Consider the following 22,885-nt stretch of genomic DNA (forward strand, 5'->3'; position numbering starts at 1 on the left):
AGGAGCGGTGGCGTCCTCACGTCGGTCCCCGGACCGGCGTCGGGGCGCCACCGTTCTCTGTGCTTAAAGGGGGTGGGGCCGGGGCCGCTGGAGGCTGAGTTCCCAGCGGGACGGAGACCGTGGCGACCAGAGCCCGCAGCCGGGCAGGGTCCACGGCGACCGGACTCGCAACCGGGGACCGGCCACGGCGATGGGAACTCTCAGCGAGGCGGAGTCCGTGGCCACCGGGTCCAGGAGCGGGGCAACGACCACGGCGACCGGAGCTCACGACCGGCAGCGTCATCAGCTGTCGGAGTCCGCAGCTACCGGCTTCCACGGCGGGACCGTCTCCTGCTGGGCCGGTCTCTCCTGGACTCGGGAGTTGCTCCCGCGCAGTCGACCCCGCCCTCGTCAGCCCTGCCTGCCCAGTGCGCGCAGTGCCAGCGCGACGTCCTCGGCGTCATTGAACAGGTGGAAGGCGACCCGCGCCCGGCCCGCACGACCCGAGGCGGTGATGCCGGCAGCCGTCAGTCGGGCGAGGTCGCAGCCGGTGGGATCCTCCCAGGTGACGATCGCGCTCGGTGTGGAGGACTCGTCCTCGAGGACCTGCTCCAGGCCCATCCCCTCCCGGAATGCCCGGGCCAGACCCGTGTCGTGGGCGTGGACCTCGGAGATGTCGAGTGCGGCGAACATGGCCAGGGCGGGCTCGGCCCCGACGAAGGCCTGCCAGGCAGGGGAGACGTCGAAGCGGCGCGCGTCGGCGGCCAGCGTGACCTCGCTGCCGTAGCAGGAGGCCCACGGGTCCTCCCCCGCGTACCAGCCGGCGCACGGAGCGGACATGTGTGGCGCGAAATCCGGGGAGACGGCCATGAAGCACACGCCCCGGGGGCAGCACAGCCACTTGTAGGCGTGGCAGATCAGCACGTCGACGTCGTCAGCGCTCACCGGGAGCCATCCGGCCGCCTGGGTCGCGTCGCACATGGTGCGGGCACCGTGGGCCCGCGCCGCCCGCGTGATGGCGTCGGTGTCCGCCACTTCGCCGGTGGCCGACTGGACGGCGGAGAAGGCCACGAGGGCGGTGTCGGGACCGATCTCCTCGGCGAGCACGCCGAGCGGCACGCAACGCACGCGCAGGTCACGCCCCGCATGGACGAAGGGGAGCACCACGGAGGAGAAGTCGTCCTCCGGGACCAGCACCTCGGCCCCCTCGGGGAGCGCAGTGGCCACCAGCGCCACCGCCACCGACGTCTGGGAGCCGATGGCCACTCGGTCGGGGGTGGTGTGGACGAGGCGCGCGAAGTGCTCGCGCGAACGCTCGACCGCTGCGGCATAGCCCGCCGGATCCGGGTGCCCGGAGGCGGAGGCATCGAGGTCGGCAATGAGGGCAGCCCGGGACGAGCGCGTGGGCAGACCCGTGGTGCAGGACGACAGGTAACCGCGGCCGCCGAGGAACTCCTGGCGGGCGGTGGCGAGCGGGAGGGCCGCGGCGGGAGTCAGGCCGGGGGTCGGCGCGGGGGTGGCCTTCCGCGCGGGTGCGCCATGGGCAGCGGTGGGGTCGACGAGGGCGGACGGAGGAAGCATCATCGTGGCCATGTCGCCAGCCTGCGGCGCGGCACCGCCATACGTCTATGGCAGATGTTCGATGGAAACCATGACTGGTACTTATGGTTGGTGCATGGAGGAGATGACTGCCGACGGACGGGTCTTCGACGTCCGCGACCTCATGCTCGTGCGCGCGATCGCCGATCGTGGCTCCATCACGGCGGCGGCGAACGCGCTGGGCATGAGCCAACCGGCGGTGAGCCAACAGCTGCACCGGTTGGAACACCGTGTCGGGCTGCCCCTGGTGGAGCGTGTCGGGCGCGGAGTGCGCCTGACCGAGGCCGGCAGGATCATGTCCCGCCATGCGCCGGCCGTCACCACGGCCCTGGACGCGGCCACCGAGGAACTCGACGACCTGCGCGGCCTGCGCACGGGCCGCGTGCGTCTCATGGGGTTCCCGTCCGCCTCCCCCACCCTGCTGCCGCTGGTGCTGGCACACCTGCGCGAGAACCAACCCGGGGTCAGCGTCACGTATGTCGAGGCCGAACCACCCGAGGCCGTCGCGGCCGTACGGGAGGGGACAGCAGATGTGGCGCTCACCTTCAGCTATCCCGGCGACAGCGCCGATCCCCACCGCTCGACTGCCCAGGGCCTGTCGGTGCGCACGGTCGGCCGGGACGACCTCGTCCTGGTGCTGCCAGCGGGGCACCGAGCGCTCGAGGGAGAACCGGGGAGGTCGGGTGGTGGTCCCCTCGAGGCTTCGGGCACATCTGCAGATGGGACGGGGAACGCCAGCGAGGAAGCCGATCCTCATGCCCACGCCCGTGCTGGGACGCGTGCCCATGCCCGGGCCCGGGCCGACGCCCGCACCGACAACCACGCCCAGTCCCAGGTTCAAGCACAGGCACAGGCACAGGCACAGGCACATCTCATCCGACCTCGCGCCGTGGCCGTCGCGGACCTGTCCGACGAAAGCTGGATTGCCGGATGTCCACGATGCCGCGGACATCTGTTGGAGCTGTGCGCACGGGCGGGGTTCACCCCGAGGATCGCCTTCGAGACCGACAACGTCGTCGCCGTCGAGGCACTGGTCGCCCAGGGGANACAGGCATCAAAAACAAACAAACACGCTATCGAGTTCACAAACAACACCCACACACACCGATCCGGCACCCAGAAGGTGTTTTTCGAAGTGGTGTCTCGCGCCATGTCTCCGGGCCTTGTCTCAAGTCCCTGCCGTTCGGCGCAACGGAGATAACTCTATGCAGGACCCCCCGATCGGTCAAATCGATCTGGCGTGAGCGTGGCCACAGGGTCCGCGATCCGCGGCGTGGCGCCGATTCCTCCTCCGGAACAGCGGCTCGGACACCCCAACGGACATGGGTCCGCCCTCGTCGATCCCCCACCGGGAGCGCCGCCGAGGGCGGATTGTGGGCCTGAATGAGTCGGACCTCACCACAACGCCGCAGGTCAGCGCTTTATCCGGGGAGAGCACACGGTCGAGGAGACCTGCACCCTGCAAGCGACGGCTCCGACACGGCACTGGCGGACCACCGCGGGATGCCGCAAGCCCGCCCCCGACCACCGGCCTCGTCCGCGCGACGGCAACGTTCCTTCCCCCGCCACTCACAATTTGTGAGTGCTCGGCGGAGGGGAAGTGCACCTCGACGGAGATGGACGTACTGCCCCCCGTTCCCCCGAAGGACGGGGTCTCACTCCCAGGACGCGCGCGACGGAACTCAGACCGGCACCGGGCCTCGACAAGGGAAGAGGAGAGCGGACTTCGAGGCCAGAACAGAGCGGACCTCGAGCCCCGAACAGAGCGGACTTCGCACCCTGAACAGAGCGGACTTCGCGCTCTGAACAGAGCGGACTTCGCCGATGGGGGCGGGCGTCGCGCGTCGGAGTGGCGGGTCAGCCTGGCCGGTCAGCGGGAGTTCAGGTGCTCCTGGACGGGGATGTCGATGGTGGGCAGGTCGCGCACGGCCTGCTGGACAGCACGCGACACCGCACGCGGCACGCGCTCGTCGAACACGCCGGGGATGATGTAGCTCGGTCCCAGCTCGTCCTCGGAGATGACACCGGCGATCGCCACGGCCGCCACGCGCAGGACCTCCGTCGTGATCTCCTTGACCTTGGCGTCCAGCAGCCCGCGGAACAGACCCGGGAAGGCGAGCACGTTGTTGATCTGGTTCGGGTAGTCCGAGCGCCCCGTCGCCACGATCCGTGCGTGCTTCGAGGCCTCCAACGGGTCCACCTCGGGGGTGGGGTTGGCCAGGGCGAAGACGATGGCGCCGTCCGCCATGGTGGCCACGTCGTCCCCGGTGAGGATGTCCCCGTGGGAGACACCGATGAACACGTCCGCGCCGGCGAGCCCCTCCTGCAGGGAGCCGTGGACGTGTCGCGGGTTCGTGTGCTCGGCCAGCCAGCGCCGCGAGGGATGCATGCCCTCGGTGTCGTCCCCGGACAGTGCGCCGCTGCGGCCGTAACCGACGATGTCGCGCGCGCCCTGGGCCAGCAGCAGCTTGATGATGGCGGAGCCCGCCGCTCCCACGCCCGAGACGACGATGCGCACATCGGCGATGTCCTTGTCCACGATGCGCAGGGCATTGAGCAGGGCGGCGAGGACCACGATGGCGGTGCCGTGCTGGTCGTCGTGGAAGACGGGGATGTCGAGCTCCGCACGCAGGCGCTCCTCGATCTCGAAGCAGCGCGGGGCGGAGATGTCCTCCAGGTTGATGCCGCCGTAGGCCGGCGCGATCGCCTTGACGATGGCGATGATCTCCTCGGTGTCCTTCGTGTCCAGCACGACCGGCCACGCGTCCACCCCACCGAACTGCTTGAACAGCACCGCCTTGCCCTCCATCACCGGCAGTGCCGCCGCGGGCCCGATGTCGCCCAGGCCCAGCACCGCCGTGCCGTCGGAGACCACGGCGACGGTGTTCGCCTTCATGGTGAGCAGGTGCGCCTTCTGGGGCGAATCGTGGATGGCGGTGCACACACGCGCCACCCCCGGGGTGTAGGCGCGGGAGAGGTCGTCGCGGTTGCGCAGGGGGACCTTCGAGTGGACCTCGATTTTGCCGCCGATGTGGGAGAGGAACGTCTGGTCCGCCACCGAGCTCGTCGTCACCCCGGGCAGGGAGTCCAGGGTGCGCTCCACCTCGCGGCGGTGTGCGGAGTCGCGCATGTCGCAGGTGAGGTCGATGGTGATCCTCCCGCGGTCCGAGTAGGCGACGTCGAGGCCCTTGACCTCGGCCCCGGTCTCCGCCACCGCGTCGATCATGTCGGCGACGGAGGAGGTCGACTCGTCGACCTTGAGACGGTAGGAGGCGGTGTAGGAAGGGGACGTGCGCATGTGTTCCTCAGTGTTCGTTGGACTGGTCTCCGCAATGGCGGCACGCCGATGTGCAGACCCGTCGGAGCGCATCGGAGACCGCGGACCGGCACATGGATTGTACGTCCCCACAGCTCCTGGACCCGGCTCCGACCACCTCCCGGACAGCGCGTGGGCGCGGCGCCAGGGCGAGGCGGAGGCACGGCGCCATTGCACGGCGTGGGCCCGATTCCCGGGGCAAGGCGCAGGCACCACGTCCGGGCACGAGGCCGGGGGCGCGAGCCGCCACCCGGCGGAACCCGGCGCGGCGCGGCGGAACCTCAGAGCCTCAGAGCCTCAGAACCTCAGAACCTCAGAACCTCAGAACCTGGAGATCATGCCCGCCATCGGCTCCGCGCCACGCGAGGGCAGGAGGTGACCGACCAGAGAGGATCTCCCGCGACGCCGGTTGAAGAGGTCGAAGGACACAGCCGCCAGGAGCACCAGACCCTTGATGACCTGCGCCTGGTCGGAGCCGACGCCCACCAGGAGGAGCCCGTTGTTCAGGACGGCCATGACCGAAGCGCCGAGAACCCCACCTAGCACGGTCCCCATGCCCCCGCCCACGGCCGCTCCGCCGATGAACACGGCCGCAATCGCATCGAGTTCCCAGGACGTGCCGTCCAAGGGGCCGGCAGAGGTCGAGCGTCCGGCGATCATCATCCCCGCGAGCGCGGAGAGCACACCCATGTTGACCATCACGGCGAACTGCACGCCGCGGATGTCGACCCCCGAGAGCTCCGCTGCCGACGGACTCCCCCCGGCGGCGTAGAGGTGGCGCCCGAAGGCCGTGCGGCGGGTCAGCACGTGATAGGCCAGCACGAGGACGGCGATGACGACACCCGGGACGGGAAAAGAGGTGCCCGGACTTCCCGACCCGAAGATCCACGTGAGCGCCCCCACGACGAGCACACCGATGGCGGCCCGGCACCACGGCACCCACCCCTCGTACTCACTGCCCAGCCGGGAGACACGCCTGCGGTAGCGACGCACCTCCACGACCACGAGTCCCACGGAGGCGATGATCCCCAGCGCCAGGGTCGAGTTGTTCAGCCCCGTCCACTCAGGGCCCCATTCCGGCAGGTAGCCCGCACCCAGGACCTGGAACTCGTGAGGGACCGGCACGGAGAGCGCCTGGGACTCCCACTGGGCAATGCCGCGGAAGATCAGCATCCCTGCCAGAGTGGTGATGAACCCGGGCACCCCCACACGCGCCACGAAGAAGCCCTGGAAGGCCCCGATCAGGGCACCGAGCACCAGACCCGAGGCCAGGCCCGCCCACCACGGGAGGCCAGCGTCCCTGATCAGCAGCGCCACACTCATCGACACCACCGCCGCCACCGACCCGACGGAGAGGTCGATCTGTCCGATGACCACCACCATCACCATGCCGATGGCGAGGATCAACACGTAGGCGTTCCCGGTCACGAGGTTCTGGAAGTTCGAGGGCGTCAGCATCTGGCCGCCGGTGACGAGGTCGAAGAAGACGAGCAGGGCCACAAGCAGGACAACCATGAGGTGCTGCTGTTGGTTCGCCCCGAACAGCTGTCGAAGGATCGTCATCAGCTGGGCAACTCCCCGTCTCGAGGCCGGACCGCACGCATCGCGGGCGCGATCGAACCTGGGTGCGCGACAAACGCGGGATATGTCCCCGCACCACCGGCTCGTCGTCATCGTAGACAACAGCGGGGCGTGCCCGCCGCGTTTCGTCGACCGTGCCTCACAGACAAGCCGGCGACGCCCTCGGACCCGCACCGCCTTTGGGCAGTGAAGGGGGAATGCAACTGCTAGTTTTGGGCCGTGGATGGAACGGTCGCCCCCCTCGGGTCGCAGACCTCGCTGCGCGAGGTCAACAGTGCCCGCGTGGTCGCGACCGTGAAGAAGTTCGGGCACCTCACCCAGGTCGAGTTGGCAGCGGCCACCGGCCTCTCCCCGGCGACGATCTCCAACATCGTCAAGCAGCTGGCCTCCCAGGGCGTCGTCGAGACACGCAACACCGTACGTTCCGGCAGGCGCGCCCAGATGGTCACCCTCGCCCGAACCACCGGGCTGGCCGTCGGCATCTACATCGGGCGCCGCACGCTGCGCGTGGACATCGCCGACGCCACCCAGACGATCACCGCGGACCAGGTCCTCCCCCTTCCCGTGGACCACCGGGCCGATACCACCCTCGACCGAGCGGCCCTCATCGTCATGGAACTCACGGAGGGTCTGGGAGCCCAGCTCAGCGAAGTCATCGGCATCGGCGTGGCACTGCCCGCCCCGGTGTCTCCTTCCACCCATCGCATCTCCGTGCGTGGGATCATGCGCGGCTGGGAGGACATCGACGTCGGCGAGGTCCTCGCACGACGCCTCAACCTTCCCGTCCTCGTCGAGAACGACGCGAACTCCGGAGCCGTCGCAGAGGCACGCTACGGGGCCCTGCGCGGATTCTCCGACGGCGTCTACGTGCGTGCGTCCTACCAGATGGGCGCGGGCATCCTCATCGGCGGCCGCCTCCACCGGGGGCCTGAGGGCACAGCAGGCGAGATCGGGCACGTCCAGGTCGATCCCCAGGGTGCCATCTGCCAGTGCGGGGGTCGGGGCTGCCTCAACACCGTCGTGGGCGCCGATGCCCTCGTGGACCTCCTGCGGGTCTCCCGCGGCGCGCTGTCCCTGCGCGACGTGATCTCCCTGGCCACCGAGGGCGATCCGGGGTGTCGCCAGGTCATCGCGGATGCCGGGACCGCCATCGGATCTGCCATCGCCGACCTCGCAGTCACCATCAACCCCGGCGCGATTGCCGTGGGAGGGGAACTGGCTGAGGCCGGGGAGACCCTGCTCGCCCCCATGCGCGACGTCCTGCGCGCCAGACCCGTGCTGGCCACAGCGGGGATCGACGTCCTGCCAGCCGTGCTCGGTTCGCACGCGGAGTCCCTGGGCGCCTTCGCCCTCGCGATGGATGCCTTCGACGAGGCAGGGCTCATCGCGGGCGCCGGACCGGGCACCGGACCGGGCGGCCCAGAGCGTCCCCGCAGCGCCGCGGCGTCGAACCAGATGACGACACCCGCTCCCGCCACTCCAGACATCCCTCTCAGGGAGGCGTGATGAACACACCCGCACCCGGAACCACTGGCCAGCCCCTGCTCGCCCTGGAATCCGTGTCCCGTCAGTTCGGAGGCATCCAGGCCCTCATCGATGTGGACCTCACCGTCCATCGCCACGAGGTCGTGGCCCTGGTGGGTGACAATGCGGCCGGCAAGTCCACCCTGGCGCGGATCGTGTCGGGCGTGTACCCCCCGAGCTCCGGAACCGTGAGGCTGGACGGCCAGGAGGTGATCATCCCGAACACGCAGGCCGCCCGGCAGCTGGGGGTGGCCACGGTCTTCCAGGAACTCGCCCTGTGCGAGAACCTGGACGTCACCTCGAACATCTTCCTGGGCCGCGAGCTGCGCGAGGGTCGCCTCCTCGACGAGGAAGGCATGGAGGCCCGCGCACGCGACTACCTGGACCAGCTCAACAGCCGGATCCCCGACGTGCGGGTCCCCTTGCGGCTCCTCTCCGCGGGACAACGCCAATGTGTGGCCATCGCGCGCACGCTGGTCGCGGATCCGAAACTGGTGATCCTCGACGAGCCGGCCGCTTCCCTCTCCGTCACGCAGACGGCGGAGGTTCTCAACCACATCGAGAGGCTGCGGGACCTGGGTCTGGGCGTCATCTTCATCTCCCACAACCTCACCGACGTGCGCGCCGTGTCCGACAGGATCGAGGTCCTGCGCCACGGCCGCAACAACGGCTCCTTCGACGCGCGCGAAGCCTCCTACGAGGAGGTCATCGCAGCCATGACCGGGGCCACGCACATCTCCTCGTGAGGCACGCCGCCCCGCCGCTTCAGGGGGCTCCGCGCAGGGCTCGGCCGCGCCGGTTGAGATGGTCCCAGGCCGCGCCGAGCGGGCCTGGCCGGGCCGGGCGCCGCCGCAGCGGTCCAGGTCTTCACTGTCGCGCCTCTTCCACCAGGAGCACGCGCCTGGAGTCCCCCGCGAACACGCTCTCCGCATTCGCGGCGGTCACGATCTGGGGGGTCAGGAGGTAGGAGGGGACGATGTGGCCGCTCTGCGACTCGTTGCCCGTCGTGTCCAGGTTCGTGTCGGGGATGCTCGGCAGCGGCTCGCCGCCCCGCGCGGAGATCGCGAGGTCGACCGCACCCCTGACCAGTGAGCGCGTGTCCTTGAAGATCGTGGAGTACTGCTTGCCCTGCACCACCCATGTCACGGACTCATCCTCCGAATCGAGTCCTGTCACCACGGGAATCGGCTTCCCCGCCTGGACGACGCCGGTGATGATGGCACGGGCCAGGGCGTCATTGGGGGAAAGCACTCCCGCTAGGACGGCGTCGCCCCGATAGGAGGAGGCCAGGAGGGTGGCCATGCGGTTCTGTGCGTTCTGGGCCAGCCACCCCTGGGTCGCCACCTGTGTGAACGCGACCTGTCCGGACCCCACCACCAGGGTGCCGTCATCGATGCGAGGGCCCAGGACGTCCATCGCCCCCCGGTAGAAGGCCATGGAGTTCGCATCCGCTGGGGATCCGGCGAACAACTCCACTCGCCAGGGCGGCGCACCCGCGCGTTCCCCCAGGCCCTCCAGCAGTGACTCGCCCTGCATGCGCCCGACTCCGAAGCTGTCGTAGGCGATGTAGTAGTCCACGTCAGGGGTGTTGGTGATCATGCGGTCATAGGCGATCACGGTGATCCCCGCCGCCCGCGCCTGGGCGAGCTGCGTTCCCAGCTGGGACCCGTCGACGGCGCCGATGACGAGAGCGTCGACGCCTTCCTGGATCATCGCCGAGATCTGGTTCTGCTGATCGGAGACACCGCTGTTCGCAAACCTCACCGTGCACGAGACCCCCGACTCCTGGCAGTCCTCGGCGAAAAGGGACTCCGCCTCCACCCAGTTCTGCGAGGTCTTCTGGGGGAGGGCCACGCCGATGGAGATCGACGGGGAGTCTCCCGACTCGCCCTGGGCGCGGGGTCCCGCACCGCTGCGTGCGCTCGTGCACCCCGTGAGGGTGGTGGACAGGGCGAGAGCGAGGGCGAGCACGGTCCCCAGGACGCTCCGGCGTGTTCCCATCTGTCTCCTCCTTGAGGCTGCCCGTGTGCGGATACCGACCTGAAGGTGCCCGCGGGGGCTTCTCCCCCGCGGGCACCCCCTTGCGTCTCAAGGTCAGCCCTTCACCGATCCTGCCATGAGGCCGCCCACGAAGTACTTCCCCAGGAGGATGTAGACCACCAGTGTCGGCAGTGACGCGATGAGCGCACCTGACATCGACATCCCGTAGTCGGTGAGGATGGCGCCGTTGGCGAGGTTGTTCAATGCCAGCGTCACGGGTCCGCGTTGGGCTCCGCCACCGAAGAAGAGGGCGAAGAGGAAGTCGTTCCACGCGGAGGTGAACTGCCAGATCAGCACCACGACGAAGGACGGGATGGAGATCGGGAGGACCACCTGGACGAAGGTGCGCAACATGCCCGCCCCGTCGACCTTCGCCGCCTCGATGAGCTCATTGGGCAGGGTCTCGTAGTAGTTGCGGAAGATCAGCGTCGTGATGGGAATGCCGTAGACGACGTGGAGGAAGATCAGCGTGGGGATTCCCTGGGGGAGATCCATGGCCAGCACGATCTTCAGCAGCGGGATCATCACCGCCTGGTAGGGCAGGAACATCCCGAACAGGATCAGCGTGAAGACCGCGTTGGAGCCGGGGAACCGCCACTTCGACAGGACGAAGCCGTTGGCGGAGCCGAGGACTGCGGAGATCACCGAGGAGGGGATGACCAGGGCGAAGGTGCGCAGGACCGCGGGCCACAGCGCGGTCCAGGCCTTCGACCAGTTCGTCAGCGACCATTCCTGGGGCAGGGCCCAGGTGCGCGAGGGATCTGCGTCGCCCACACCCTTGAAGGAGGTGATGATGAGGACGTAGACGGGGATGAGCACGATCGCCAGGGAGAGGATCAACAGAACGTAGCGCACGGAACGCACGGCCGTGGACTCCGTGCGGACCTTCTTGTTGATCATGGCCGCTGACGGCTTCTTGGCCAGGACATTGGCGGTCATTGTGCACGCTTCTTCGAGTCGTGGATGAGGTAGGGCACCACCAGGATCGCGATGATCACCAACAGGATCGTGCCGACTGCCGCGGAGTTCGCGTAGTCGCCATCAGTCATGAAGTTGAACATGTCGATGGCGGGGACCTTGGTGGAGTACGTCCGCTGGTCGGTGATGCTCATGATCAGGTCGAAGGACTTCAGGGACATGTGCCCGATGATGACCACGGCGGACAGGGCGATGGGTGTGAGCTGGGGGAAGATCACGGACTTGTAGATCTGCCACTCGGAGGCGCCGTCGACACGGGCCGCCTCGCGCAGGTCGTCGGACACGCCGCGGAATCCTGCCAGGAACAGAGCCATGACGTACCCGGCCAGCTGCCAGATGGCGGGAATCGCAATGGCGAGGATCCCGAAGGAGGTGTTGGACGTCCAGGAGTTCTGGAGGAAGCCCAGGCCCACCATCTGGAAGAGGCGGTTGAGCCCCGAGGCGTTCTCACCCTGCGCGGAGTTGAGGAGCCACCGCCACACGACACCGGAGGCGACGAAGGAGACGGCCATGGGGAAGAGGAAGGTGGAGCGGAAGATCGGCTCACCCTTGATCGGCTTGTCGAGCAACCAGGCCCACAGGAATCCGATGAGCAGTGTTCCTGCCAGGAAGAGCACCGTGTACTGGAGAAGGTTGATGAGAGAGTGCTGGAAGTCCGCATCCCCCAGGAGCTCGACGTAGTTGTCCAGGCCGACGAACTTCGTGGGCTTGGCCCCGGTCGACTTGGCGATCGTGTGCGCATCGGTCATCGACTGACGGATGTTCGCCCCGATGAGGACATAGACGAAGATCCCGATCAGGATCACCGAGGGGGAGATCAGGAGGATCGGCGGGCCCAGCCGCGACAACCTGGTGGTGAATGGAACCTTGCGACGGGGCGCGCGTGAGGTCGTGGACATGTGTGTGGTGCTCCTCCCGGGTGGGTGCCGACGGGTCCTCCCCGTCGGCACCCACCGCACTGCTCAATGTGTCGTCAGGACGTCACTCGGACAGGTCTGCCGTCGCGGAGACGAGATCGGCCTGCAGCTGAGTGGCGTCGGAGGCGCCCTGGGCGAACTTCATGAGGGCGTCGCCCATGGCGTTGGAGATCGAGGCCGGAACCGCGGCGCCGTGGGCGATCGAGGAGACGATCTCGTCGCTCTCGAAGGACTTCATCGCGTCCTTCTGGTAGTCGGAGAACTTCGACAGCTCGTCCTCGGAGAGGTCCGCGCGTGCCGGGATCGAGCCCTTGATCGAGTTGAAGGCAACCTGGCCTTCCTTGGAGGAGATGTTCTCCAGCCAGTTCCTCGCGCCCCCGGGGTGCTTGGCACCCTTGGGCAGCGTGAAGGAGTCTGCGAGGAAGTCGTACATCTTCTCCGTGCCCGGGGTCGGGAAGGCGATGACGTCGGTTCCCAGCGTCTTGCCCTGGCTGGTCAGGCCGAGGTAGGCCCAGTCACCCATGACGTTGTAGGCGGCCTTGCCGTCCACGACGGGCTGCATGGCCGGCTCCCAGTCCTCGGAGTAGAGGGAGGAGTCGGTGAAGGACATGATCTTCGTGTAGTCCTCGATGGCCTGCTTCACCTCAGCGGAGTCCCACTTCGTGGTGCCGTCGAAGAGACCGTTGTAGCCCTCGGCGCCGAGCTCGGACATGAGGACGTTCTCCAGCAGCTGGGTCTGGGTCCAGGCCATGCCCACGGTGATCGGCGTGTACCCGGCGTCCTTGATCTTCTGCATGTCCGTGATCCAGTCGGCGATCGTGGTGGCCGGCTTCTCGGGGTCCAGGCCTGCGGCCTTGAGGACAGTCGGGTTGGCCCACACCATGTTGGCCCGGTGGATGTTGGAGGGCACGGAGTAGATCTTGCCGTCGACCGTGAGGCGGTCGATCAGCGAGCTCGGGAAGGCATCCTTGAGTCCGAGCTCGTCGTAGAGACCCGAGAGGTCCTCGATCTGTCCGGCGTCGATGTAGTCGGAGAGTTCCGCGCCCGCATGGGCCTGGAACGTGTCAGGCGGGTTGCCCGCTGCGAGATCGGCGGCGAGCTTCTGCTTGGCCTGGGAACCGCCACCGCCAGCGATGGCGGCGTTGACGAACTTGGTGTCGGGGAACTTCTCCTCGAACACCGTCTGGAGGGCCTGGAGGCCTTCCTTCTCGGATCCGGCTTCCCACCAGGTGACGACATCCACCTCGGAGGCATCGCCGTCCCACGGTTGCGTGCCGGTCGTGCCGGAACCGCTCTGGTCTCCCGAGGCCCCCGACTCGTCGCTGCCTGAGGAACAAGCGGTCATGGTCAGCGCCAGCGCTGCAACCCCAATTCCTGCGATCAGTTTTCGCATGTGTTCACCTCTGCATTGAGGGGGACAACGTCATCCCCTTGGAAATGCGGACGACACCATCGCCGTCCTGCACACCGTCCTCGACGGATGCGAACCCATTATGTCCCTGTTGGCAACACGTTGTGAACTCAATGGAGCAAGCTCCCCGATCGACACCCAATCGTTACATTGCTCCCCCACACCGCCCCAGCCCGCACCACCACTCCCACAATCGGCGTCTTTGCAACGATTCAGGGCTGTGACAGGCAGCGCGGGGAAACACTGTGGGGCACGTCCCGCACCGGGACGTGCCCCACAAGTCGGGAACTCGATTCAGCCGACGAGCTCCATGATGAGTTCACGCACGCGCGCCGCATCAGCCTGGCCACGCGTCGCCTTCATGACGGCTCCCACCAGTGCGCCTGCAGCCTGCACCTTGCCTCCGCGGATCTTCTCCACGATGTCAGGATGGGCATCCAGGGCTTCCTGGACGGCTGCACTCAGGGCGCCCTCGTCGGAGACGACCTCCAGTCCACGGGCCTCCACCACTGCCGCAGGATCACCCTCACCCGCCAGGACGCCCTCGAGCACCTGCCGGGCGAGCTTGTCGTTGAGGCGTCCGGCGTCCACCAGGGCCTGCAGCTGGGCGACCTGGGTCGGTGTGACCGCCAGGTCCTCCAGGGTGGTCTCGTTCTCCTTGGCGCGGCGGGCGAGCTCGCCCATCCACCACTTGCGGGCGGTCGCGGGCTGGGAGCCCGCGGCCACGGTCGCCTCGATGAGGTCCACGGCACCGGCATTGATGGCGTCACGCATCTCCATCTCGGAGAATCCCCACTCCGCCAGGAGCCGGCGCCGCTTGGCGCCTGGCAGCTCGGGCAGGGTGGCGCGCAGCTCCTCCACCCACTCGCGCGCAGGTGCGATGGGCAGCAGGTCGGGCTCGGGGAAGTAGCGGTAGTCCTCGGCATCGGACTTCACGCGGCCCGGCGACGTGGTGCCGTCCTCCTCGTGGTAGTGCCGGGTCTCCTGGACCACGGTGCCGCCACCGGTGAGCACGGCCGCCTGGCGGCCGACCTCGAAACGCACGACGCGCTCGATCCCGCGGAAGGAGTTGACGTTCTTCGTCTCGGAGCGCACGCCGAGCGGGCTCTCCGGGGTGTCGCGCAGGGACAGGTTGATGTCGGCGCGGACGTTGCCGCGTTCCATGCGCGCCTCGGAGACGTCGAGGGCCCGGAAGATGTCACGAAGGGTGCGCACGTAGGCGCGCGCCACCTCCGCGACCCGCTCCCCCGCGCCCTCGATGGGGCGGGTGACGATCTCGACCAGGGGCACACCGGCACGGTTGTAGTCCACCAAGGAGTGGTCCGCGCCCTGGATGTGTCCCTCGGCGCCGCCGATGTGGGTGTTCTTGCCGGCGTCCTCCTCCATGTGCGCGCGCTCGATGTCGACGCGGAAGATCTCCCCGTCGTCCAGCTCCACGTCCACCCAGCCGTCGTGGGCGATGGGCTCGTCGTACTGGGAGGTCTGGAAGGCCTTGGTGAGGTCGGGGTAGAAGTAGTTCTTGCGCGCGAAACGGCAGTACTCCGCGATCTCGCAGTTCAGGGCCAGGCCGATCCTGATCGCGTACTCGATGGCCTTGTGGTTGACCACCGGCAGGGACCCGGGCAGGCCCAGTGACACGGGCGTGACGTAGGTGTTGGGCGCACCGCCGAAGGCGTTGGGGGCGGCGTCGAACATCTTCGTCTGCGTCCCCAGCTCGACGTGCACCTCGATGCCGAGGACGGGATCGAACTCCCGCACGGCCTCGTCGTAGTCCATCAGTTCCGCCATCACTCCGACTCCTCCCACTGCGCAGCCGGGGAGGCCCCGGCGACATCGTCGCTGAGGTCGGTGACCAGCTGGGCGACCTCGTACATCCTCTGGTCCCCGCGGGCCGGGGCGATCACCTGGAAGCCGACGGGCAGACCGTCCGCGGCCACGGCATTGGGCACCGACATGGCGGGCACGCCCGCCAGGTTCGCCGGGATGGTGGCCACGTCGTTGAGGTACATGGCCATCGGGTCGGAGATCTTGTCCCCGAACTTGAAGGCCGTGGTGGGGGCGGTCGGCGAGACCAGCACGTCCACCTCGTCGAAGACCCGGTCGAAGTCGCGCTGGATCAGGGTGCGCACCTTCTGGGCGGAGCCGTAGTAGGCGTCGTAGTAGCCGGCGCTCAGCACGTGGGTGCCCAGGATGATGCGGCGCTTGACCTCGTCCCCGAAGCCGGCCTCACGGGTGGCGGCCATGACGCGGGCCGCGGTGACGTGACCCTCCTCGGGCAGCACCCGGATCCCGTAGCGCATGCCGTCGAAACGGGCCAGATTCGAGGAGACCTCGGCGGGCATGATCAGGTAGTAGGCGGCCAGGGCGTACTCGAAGCTCGGGCAGGAGACCTCGTGGACCTCCGCGCCGGCCCCGCGCAGCTTCTCGACGGTGGCCTGGAAGGCGTCGAGGACCTCGGGCTGGTAGCCCTCCCCCGACAGTTCCTTGACCACGCCGACGCGCAGGCCCTTGACCCCGTCGCGGTGGACGGCCTCCACGGCCTCCAGCAGCGGGGGGACGGGCTCCTTCAGTGAGGTCGAGTCCGCCGGGTCCCAGCCCCCGATCAGTTCCTGCAGGGCAGCGGCGTCGGCCACCGTGCGGGTGACCGGGCCGATCTGGTCCAGGGAGGAGGCCATGGCCACCAGCCCGTAGCGCGAGACCGCCCCGTAGGTGGGCTTCACGCCCACGGTGCCGGTGACGGCGCCGGGCTGGCGGATCGAGCCGCCGGTGTCGGAGCCGAGTGCCAGGGGAACCATGAAGGAGGACACCGCAGCGGCCGAACCGCCCCCGGAACCACCGGGGATGCGGGAGAGGTCCCAGGGGTTGCCGGTGGGACCGAAGGCCGAGTGCTCGGTGGAGGACCCCATCGCGAACTCGTCCATGTTGGTCTTGCCGACCACGGGCAGCCCCGCTGCCTTGAGCTTGAGCACCACGGTCGCGTCGTAGGGGGGCAGCCAGCCCTCCAGGATCTTCGAGGCGCACGTGGTGGGCTTCCCGCGCGTGACCATGTTGTCCTTCAACGCGATGGGGACGCCGGCCAGGCGGTGCAGGTCAGCACCCTCGGCGCGACGGGCATCGACCTCGGCCGCAGTGGCCAGGGCACCCTCGCGGTCGATGAAGAGGAAGGCGTGGACGCGGTCGTTGAGGGCGTCGATGCGGTCGAGGCAGGCCGTGGTCAGCTCGACGGAGGTGAGGTCCCCCGCGGCCAGCATGTCGGCCAGCTCCAGGGCCGACCTGCGCAGCAGCTCGTTCATCATGCCTCCTCGTCGTCCAGCATCTGGGGCACCAGGAACATCCCGTCCTCGGCCGCCGGGGCCGAGGCGAGGACCTCGTCGCGATCCAGGGTCTGGCCGACGATGTCCTCACGCCAGACATTGGTGAGGTGGATGGGGTGGGAGGTGGCGGGGACATCGGGGGTGGCGACCTCGGACACCTTCGCCACCGAGGTGGCGATGACATCGAGCTCGCCGGCGATCTTCTCGATCTCCGCCTCCGTCAGGGCGATGTGGGCCAGGCCCGCGACGCGGGCGACCTCGTCAGTGCTGATCCGTGACATGCCCTGCAGTTTACCCGCGCATTGTGGCCCCGGGTCCCGGCCCGCCACCGTCCGGGCGGTGGGTGGGGGGCGGGACCGGCCCGGGAGGCGGGCACGGGATCGAGGAGGCGCCCCACCCGGGTCAGGCGCACGCAGGTGCACCCCTGTGGCCCGGGTGACCGTAGGCTGTCCCCATGTCGCGCAGCAGGGGGTGGCGGGTCGACCACCAGACGGGTTGGAAGATCGTGAAGGCCGGTGTCGCCGGTCTGGCAGGGGCGCAGGTGGCCGCCCTCGTCACCGTGCACCTGGTGGACCGTGCCCGCAAGGCGCGCATCCCCGGCGGGCGCCACGGCTTCCCCGCGCTCCCCCCGGCCGACACCCCCCTCGACGACAACGTGGTGCGCACCTACACGGAGGGCCATTCACTCTTCGACGACATGCTGGCGTCCATCGCCCAGGCGCAGGACCACATCTACTTCGAGACCTTCATCTGGCGCTCCGACAGGTACGGACACCGCTTCAAGGACGCCCTCATCGAGGCGGCCCGGCGCGGGGTGGACGTCTACATCGTCTACGACGGCTTCGGGGTGCTCAACCAGGACCCACGCTTCAAGTTCTTCCCCACCCACCCCAACCTGCACGTGCGCCGCTTCCCGGAGATCCGCTCGGGCATGTTCACCATGAACCTGCGCAACACGGGGCGCGACCACCGCAAGATCCTGGTGGTGGACGGCACGGTCGGCTACGTGGGCGGGTACAACATCGGGGACCGGTTCGCGGACGAATGGCGTGACACCCACGTGCGGGTGGAGGGACCGGCCGTCTGGGAGCTGGAGAACGGCTTCGTCGACTTCTGGAACCACTTCAAGCGACGCAGCCAGCCGGCGTTGCCCGACACGGGTGCACGCGAGTGGAACGCCGATGTGACCGCCGCCTTCAACCTCCCCTCGCGTCTGCTCTTCCCGGTGCGTGGCCTCTACCTGGACGCCATGGAGCGCGCGACGCAGCGCGTCCTCATCACCACCGCCTACTTCATCCCCGACCAGGAGGTGCTCCAGGGGCTCATCGATGCGGCCCGGCGCGGGGTGCAGGTGAAGGTCCTGATCCCGGAGTACTCCAACCACATCCTGGCTGACTGGGTGGCCCGGCCCTACTTCGGGGTGCTGCTGCGCAACGGCATCGAGATCTGGCTGTACCAGCACGCCATGGTGCACTCCAAGACCATGACGGTGGACGGGGTGTGGTCCACGGTGGGCACCGCCAACATCGACCGCCTGTCCCTGCAGGGCAACTTCGAGGTCAACATGCAGTTCTTCTCCCACGACTTCGCCGAACGCATGGAGCAGATCTTCGCCAACGACCTCACCACTTCCCGCCAGCTCACCATCGAGGAGTGGCAGGGACGAGGGTTGCCCACCCGTTTCGCCGAAGTACTGCTGAGCCCCTTCCGCTGGGTCGTCTGAGCGGCCAGCGTCACCCCAAACCGCAGATGGGGGGCGCAGGGTGGAGCGGGACGACGCACGGCAACGACGTGTGGGGTCCACGGTCCGATCAGCCCGTTCGAGCCCGATCCTGGGTCCGAACCTGGGCCCGGACCCACAGCCCGTTGACACCACGGGCCCCCGGATGACGACGGCACGTGGGTTCGGCCATCAGCAGCGGTGCAGCCAGGACCTGTCCGGTGCCTGCGCGGGTGGGCGTCGCCGGACCTTGAATCCGGTCGACGTGTATCCGGTCGTCCGGTGCCTGCGCGGGTGGGCGTCGCCCCGCGGTCTCGTCCCGGTCACCGCGGATCGGCGACCACGATGTCCTGGCCACGGGAGGCTCCGACGAGCCGCCCGGACCGAACTCGGTCCTCGTCAGGGGTGCCTGAGGGCCCGTGCGCTCGATCCCTGTGCAGAAATGCGGCGCTCCTGACGCATCTGTGGGTGTGTGTGCGCGTCGGAGTGGGTCGCACGCCGCTTCCTGCATAGGTTCTGAGCTGTTCGAAGGCAACAGGACCGATGGTCAGGAGAAGCGGCGTGCGTGATGTCAGCATATGGCGGGTTCTGCTCGGGATCGACAAGGCGGTGATTGAGCGGGTTGAGTTCGATGAGGACGCCGGCTCGCTGATCGCGCATGTGCGGCCTCGCTCGCGTGAGCGTGGTCGCTGTGGTGTGTGTCGGCGGCGCAGCCCGGGCTACGATCCTGGTCCCGGCAGGCGCCGGTGGCGGAGCCTGGATCTGGGCTGGATCCAGGCGTTCGTGGAGGCGGAGTGTCCACGGGTGCGGTGCCGGGACCACGGCGTCGTGGTCTCCCACGTGCCCTGGGCTCGCCACGGNGAACTTGACCGAGAACCAGCAGGTCAAGCTGGAGTGGATCGCGAAGACCGACCCGAGGCTGCATCGCGCCTACCTGCTCAAGGAGGGCTTACGTGTGGTGTTCCAGCTTCCCTACGACGCCGCCGTGGACGCGCTGGAGAAGTGGCTGAGCTGGGCGCGACGCTGCCAGATCCCCGCGTTCGTGAAACTGTCCAAGACCATCGTCAAACACCGAGACCGGATCCTCGCCGCGATCAAACACAACCTCTCCAACGGGCTCATCGAGTCCACCAACACCAAGATCCGCCTCATCACCCGCGTCGCATTCGGCTTCCACACAGCCCAGCCCCTCATCGCCATGGCCATGCTCACCCTCGGAGGCCACCGCCCCACCCTCCCAGGCCGCCAATGACCCACACAAGAGTCAGGAGCGCCAGAAATGCACCCAGTTTCTCCTCACGGAGGGCTCGTCCGCCCACGCCGGAATGCGTGACCTGCGCGGACGCCTCTCGGGAGCACCGGCCGGCGGTGAAACTGGGTGCATTCGCGCACTCGGAACGCGCCAAGGTGTCCAGCAGGAGCAGGGAAACCCCCTCCCGGCGGTGCCGGGGGGCTTCGGGCAGTCAGGAGGACGGCGCGGATGACGGAGCGCGTCCTCGACGCGCGGTGTCGGACAGAACGCGCCCCCTCCACGGCCGGACCAGGACCAGGGCCCGGGCCCGCCCGAGCACCCCGTACTCAGGCCCCCGACTCCACCCCGACAGCGCTCAGGCCACCGTCCAACAGGGCCTGGAAGCGTGACTCGTCGATGACGGGCACGCCCAGGGACTCCGCCTTGGTGGCCTTCGAGCCCGCGCCTGGACCGGCCACCACCAACGACGTCTTCTTCGAGACCGACCCCGATGCCTTGCCGCCGCGCGCGACGATGGCCTCCTTGGCGCCCTCCCGGTCGTAGCCGGGCATCGCGCCGGACACCACGATCGTCAACCCCTCCAGCACGTCGGAGACGGGTTCCTCCACCTCATCGGCCATGCGCACTCCGGCTGCCGCCCAACGGTCGACGATCTCGCGGTGCCAGTCGACCCCGAACCACTCCACGACGGCCTCGGCGATCACGCCACCGACCCCCTCCACCTGGGCGAGTTCCTCCACTCCGGCACTGCGGATGGCCTCCACGGACGGGAAACGCGCAGCGATCGCACGCGCGGCGGTGGGTCCGACGTGGCGGATCGACAGCGCCACCAGCACGCGCCACAGCGGCTGGGACTTCGCGTTCTCCATCTGGGCGAGCATCTCGGTGAGGTTCTTGGCCGGGCGGGGCTCGCGGGGCACGAAGCGCGGGCCGGCCTTGCGCGTCGACTTCACCCAGCCCTTGGACCAGAAGTAGCGCACCTGGACCCAGTCGTCGGTCGCCTCACCCTTCACGGTCCTGCGCCTCCAGACGAACACGTCGCGCAGGTCCTCGGCACGCAGCTCGAAGAGCGCCCCCTCGGAGTGGAGCACCGCCTGCTGGGCAGCGGGCAGGAGCTTCTCCGCAGCAGCCAGCTGGTCGGCATGGGGCAGGTCCTCGGCGTCGTCGAGGTGCAGGACCTCCCCGTTCTCCAGGGTGACGGTGTTGCCGGTGACGAGTGCCGCCCCGACGGCGTCGCGATCCGCCTCGGGCTGGGTGAGGGCGAGTGCGGCCTCGTCACCGAGTCCCTCGATGTCCAGCGCTCCGCGTGAGCCGACGTGGGAGACCCGCTCCGTGAGCTGGGCGGGGCAGTGGGCCGTGTTGGGACAGCGCAGGTCGACGTCCCCCTCCTTCTCCGGTGCCAGCAGCGCACCGCAGGAGGGGCAGTGGGTGGGCATGACGAACTCCCGCTCGGAGCCGTCCCGGGCGGACTCCACGGGGGCCACGATCTCGGGGATGACGTCGCCGGCCTTGCGCAGCACCACCATGTCGCCGATGCGCACACCCTTGCGCGCGACCTCCTGGGCGTTGTGCAGAGTGGCGCGCTGGACGTGGGAGCCGGAGACCAGGACCTTCTCCATGACGCCGTAGGGCGTCACCCGCCCGGTGCGTCCCACCTGGACGCGGATGTCGAGGAGGCGGGTGTTGACCTCCTGGGGTGGGTACTTGAAGGCCGAGGCCCACCGCGGCGCACGCGAGGTCGCTCCCAGTGAGCGCTGGATGTCGAGGTCGTCGACCTTGACCACGACCCCGTCGATCTCGTGGACCAGCTCGTCGCGGTGCTCACCCAGCCAGGTGATGCGCTCGACGATGTCCTCGTGCGTGTGCACCAGACGGGTGTAGGGGGAGGTCGGCAGGCCCCACTCCCCCAGCTTCAGGTACCACCCGTGCTGCGTGGTGGGCAGGCCGGTGGCGGACCCGACGATGTCGACGCCTCCATCAGAACCGACGGCCGGGGTGGCGGCGTCACCGGCCGCGTCACCGGCCGCGTCACCGGTCACGTCACCGGTGGACGTGGCGGTGGCAGCACCAGCGCTGGTGGCCACCCGGTCGACGGGCTCGGTAGGTTCGGCGGAACCGGCAGCCTCCACGAACCCCACACCGTGGGCGATCATCGACAACGGACGGGAGGCGGTCACCGCCGGGTCCTTCTGCCGCAGCGAGCCGGCCGCAGCATTGCGAGGATTCACGAAGGGGGCCTGACCTGCGGCAACCCGGGCCTCATTGAGCCCGGGGAAGTCCGCAACGGGGAAGAACACCTCACCGCGGACCTCCATGCGGTGTGGGTGTCCGCTCCCCTCGAGCTGTTGGGGGATCGCCTTGATCGTGCGGACGTTCGCCGTGACGTCCTCACCCACCCGACCGTCACCCCGCGTCGCGGCCTGCTGGAGGCGACCGTCCACGTAGAGCAGGTCCACGGCCAGCCCGTCGATCTTCGCCTCACAGGTCATCGCGAGGTCCGGGCGCCCGGTGTCGGCGTGGACCCTGTCCTCCCATGCCTTGAGTTCCTCGATGGAGAACACGTCGTCCAGGGACAGCATCGGCTGCAGGTGGGTCACGGGCGCGAAGGTCCCGGTCGGCGCACCCCCGACGGTGGCCGTGGGCGAGTCCGATCCCGCCAGTTGCGGGTACCGCGACTCCAGGTCCTGGAGCTCACTGAAGAGCTCGTCGTACTGGGCGTCGGAGAGGGTCGGCGCATCGGCCTGGTAGTAGGCATCCCGTGCCTGCTCCACCTCATCGGCCAGGTGCTGCCAACGTTCTCTGGCCTCCTGGGGGACACCGACGTCCTCATTGCTCCGGGGAACGTCGTGTGCAGTCCCGTCCGTCGATGTCGGGGTGGAGGTCGAAGTCGGGGTCGAATCCATGGCGGCATTCTCCCATCGACCGCCCGCGTCAGCCGGGGGGAGCAGCGGGGCAGGCACCGAGGACCCGTCCCGCCCCACCGCCGCCCGGTCAGTCCCGGCCCGGCCACGCAGGGGGATGCGCGTCCACAGACGAGCCCGACTCCCCTGCTCCGTCCACAGGCACGACCACCCGCGGGTGACTCGCTCGCGGGGAGGGGCCACCCTCATCCCCGACCAGAGGGCGACGTCGGGCGTTCCTCGTCAGTGCAGGAGGTGACGCATGGGGGACGACGAAGCGGCGGGAAGGAGAGCACCGGAGCGTGGCACCGCACGCGCGGAGGACCTCACGCTCCCGGCCGCGCCCCCGTCGCC

15 protein-coding genes and 2 pseudogenes are annotated in these 22,885 nt (G+C 68.8%); 6 read left to right on the forward strand and 11 right to left on the reverse strand.

The annotated features are described in order from the left end of the window. Positions 1-390: 390 nt before the first annotated feature. Entirely contained in the window at positions 391-1,572 is a 1,182-nt protein-coding gene (locus BQ9890_RS07440) for an aminotransferase class V-fold PLP-dependent enzyme (RefSeq protein WP_230297871.1), read from the reverse strand. A 130-nt stretch (positions 1,573-1,702) separates the two neighbouring features. Here BQ9890_RS07440 and BQ9890_RS16295 point away from each other — a divergent pair, with 130 nt between their 5' ends. Next, positions 1,703-2,779: a LysR family transcriptional regulator gene (locus tag BQ9890_RS16295; RefSeq protein WP_456047836.1), complete on the forward strand. Its 1,077-nt coding sequence runs from the start codon at positions 1,703-1,705 to the stop codon at positions 2,777-2,779. A 669-nt stretch (positions 2,780-3,448) separates the two neighbouring features. On the opposite strand, the gene BQ9890_RS07450 is transcribed toward BQ9890_RS16295, so the two are convergent. After that, positions 3,449-4,876, reverse strand: a complete 1,428-nt coding sequence (locus BQ9890_RS07450; protein WP_075890501.1) for an NAD(P)-dependent malic enzyme — start codon at positions 4,874-4,876, stop codon at positions 3,449-3,451. Positions 4,877-5,215: 339 nt separating this feature from the next. Continuing rightward, positions 5,216-6,457: an ABC transporter permease subunit gene (locus BQ9890_RS07455; RefSeq protein WP_075890503.1), complete on the reverse strand. Its 1,242-nt coding sequence runs from the start codon at positions 6,455-6,457 to the stop codon at positions 5,216-5,218. A 237-nt stretch (positions 6,458-6,694) separates the two neighbouring features. Between BQ9890_RS07455 and BQ9890_RS07460 the strand changes: the two genes are divergently transcribed. Continuing rightward, entirely contained in the window at positions 6,695-7,981 is a 1,287-nt protein-coding gene (locus BQ9890_RS07460; protein WP_075890505.1) for an ROK family transcriptional regulator, read from the forward strand. Next, positions 7,981-8,745, forward strand: coding sequence for an ATP-binding cassette domain-containing protein (locus tag BQ9890_RS07465; protein WP_075890507.1), 765 nt, complete (start codon positions 7,981-7,983; stop codon positions 8,743-8,745). The genes BQ9890_RS07460 and BQ9890_RS07465 overlap by 1 nt, the downstream gene beginning before the upstream one ends. A 121-nt stretch (positions 8,746-8,866) precedes the next feature. Here BQ9890_RS07465 and BQ9890_RS07470 read toward each other — a convergent pair whose 3' ends face one another. From BQ9890_RS07470 to gatC, 7 genes are all read right to left on the reverse strand, one after another. After that, a complete protein-coding gene (locus BQ9890_RS07470; RefSeq protein WP_075890509.1) occupies positions 8,867-10,000 on the reverse strand; it encodes a substrate-binding domain-containing protein in 1,134 nt (377 codons plus the stop codon). A 93-nt stretch (positions 10,001-10,093) separates the two neighbouring features. After that, complete coding sequence (locus BQ9890_RS07475; protein WP_230298012.1) at positions 10,094-10,939, reverse strand: carbohydrate ABC transporter permease; 846 nt, start codon at positions 10,937-10,939, stop codon at positions 10,094-10,096. Positions 10,940-10,974: 35 nt separating this feature from the next. Then, a complete protein-coding gene (locus BQ9890_RS07480) occupies positions 10,975-11,916 on the reverse strand; it encodes a carbohydrate ABC transporter permease (RefSeq protein WP_075890513.1) in 942 nt (313 codons plus the stop codon). A gap of 82 nt (positions 11,917-11,998) precedes the next feature. Beyond that, positions 11,999-13,327 carry an ABC transporter substrate-binding protein gene (locus BQ9890_RS07485; protein ID WP_075890515.1) on the reverse strand — a complete coding sequence of 443 codons (1,329 nt, stop codon included), beginning with the start codon at positions 13,325-13,327 and terminating at the stop codon, positions 11,999-12,001. A 312-nt stretch (positions 13,328-13,639) separates the two neighbouring features. Further along, positions 13,640-15,133, reverse strand: a complete 1,494-nt coding sequence (gene gatB, locus BQ9890_RS07490) for an Asp-tRNA(Asn)/Glu-tRNA(Gln) amidotransferase subunit GatB (protein WP_075890517.1) — start codon at positions 15,131-15,133, stop codon at positions 13,640-13,642. Then, positions 15,133-16,638, reverse strand: a complete 1,506-nt coding sequence (gene gatA / locus BQ9890_RS07495; protein WP_075890519.1) for an Asp-tRNA(Asn)/Glu-tRNA(Gln) amidotransferase subunit GatA — start codon at positions 16,636-16,638, stop codon at positions 15,133-15,135. The genes gatB and gatA overlap by 1 nt, the downstream gene beginning before the upstream one ends. Beyond that, positions 16,638-16,940: an Asp-tRNA(Asn)/Glu-tRNA(Gln) amidotransferase subunit GatC gene (gatC, locus tag BQ9890_RS07500; protein WP_075890521.1), complete on the reverse strand. Its 303-nt coding sequence runs from the start codon at positions 16,938-16,940 to the stop codon at positions 16,638-16,640. Before gatC ends, gatA begins: the two co-directional genes overlap by 1 nt. Before the next feature lie 173 nt (positions 16,941-17,113). On the opposite strand from gatC, the gene BQ9890_RS07505 reads away from it, so the two are divergent. The 3 genes and pseudogenes from BQ9890_RS07505 to BQ9890_RS16890 all read left to right on the forward strand — a co-directional run. Continuing rightward, positions 17,114-18,382: a phospholipase D-like domain-containing protein gene (locus BQ9890_RS07505; protein ID WP_075890524.1), complete on the forward strand. Its 1,269-nt coding sequence runs from the start codon at positions 17,114-17,116 to the stop codon at positions 18,380-18,382. A 540-nt stretch (positions 18,383-18,922) separates the two neighbouring features. Continuing rightward, a pseudogene (locus BQ9890_RS16885) lies at positions 18,923-19,141 on the forward strand (ISL3 family transposase); the annotation flags it as partial. 100 nt (positions 19,142-19,241) lie between these two features. Next, positions 19,242-19,631: pseudogene (locus tag BQ9890_RS16890) on the forward strand (ISL3 family transposase); the annotation flags it as partial. A 326-nt stretch (positions 19,632-19,957) separates the two neighbouring features. On the opposite strand, the gene ligA reads toward BQ9890_RS16890, so the two are convergent. After that, positions 19,958-22,534: an NAD-dependent DNA ligase LigA gene (ligA, locus tag BQ9890_RS14820; RefSeq protein WP_078062314.1), complete on the reverse strand. Its 2,577-nt coding sequence runs from the start codon at positions 22,532-22,534 to the stop codon at positions 19,958-19,960. Positions 22,535-22,885: the final 351 nt, after the last annotated feature.

Origin of the sequence: Actinomyces provencensis (genome assembly GCF_900155435.1) — a bacterium.
Lineage (GTDB): Bacteria > Actinomycetota > Actinomycetes > Actinomycetales > Actinomycetaceae > Pauljensenia > Pauljensenia provencensis.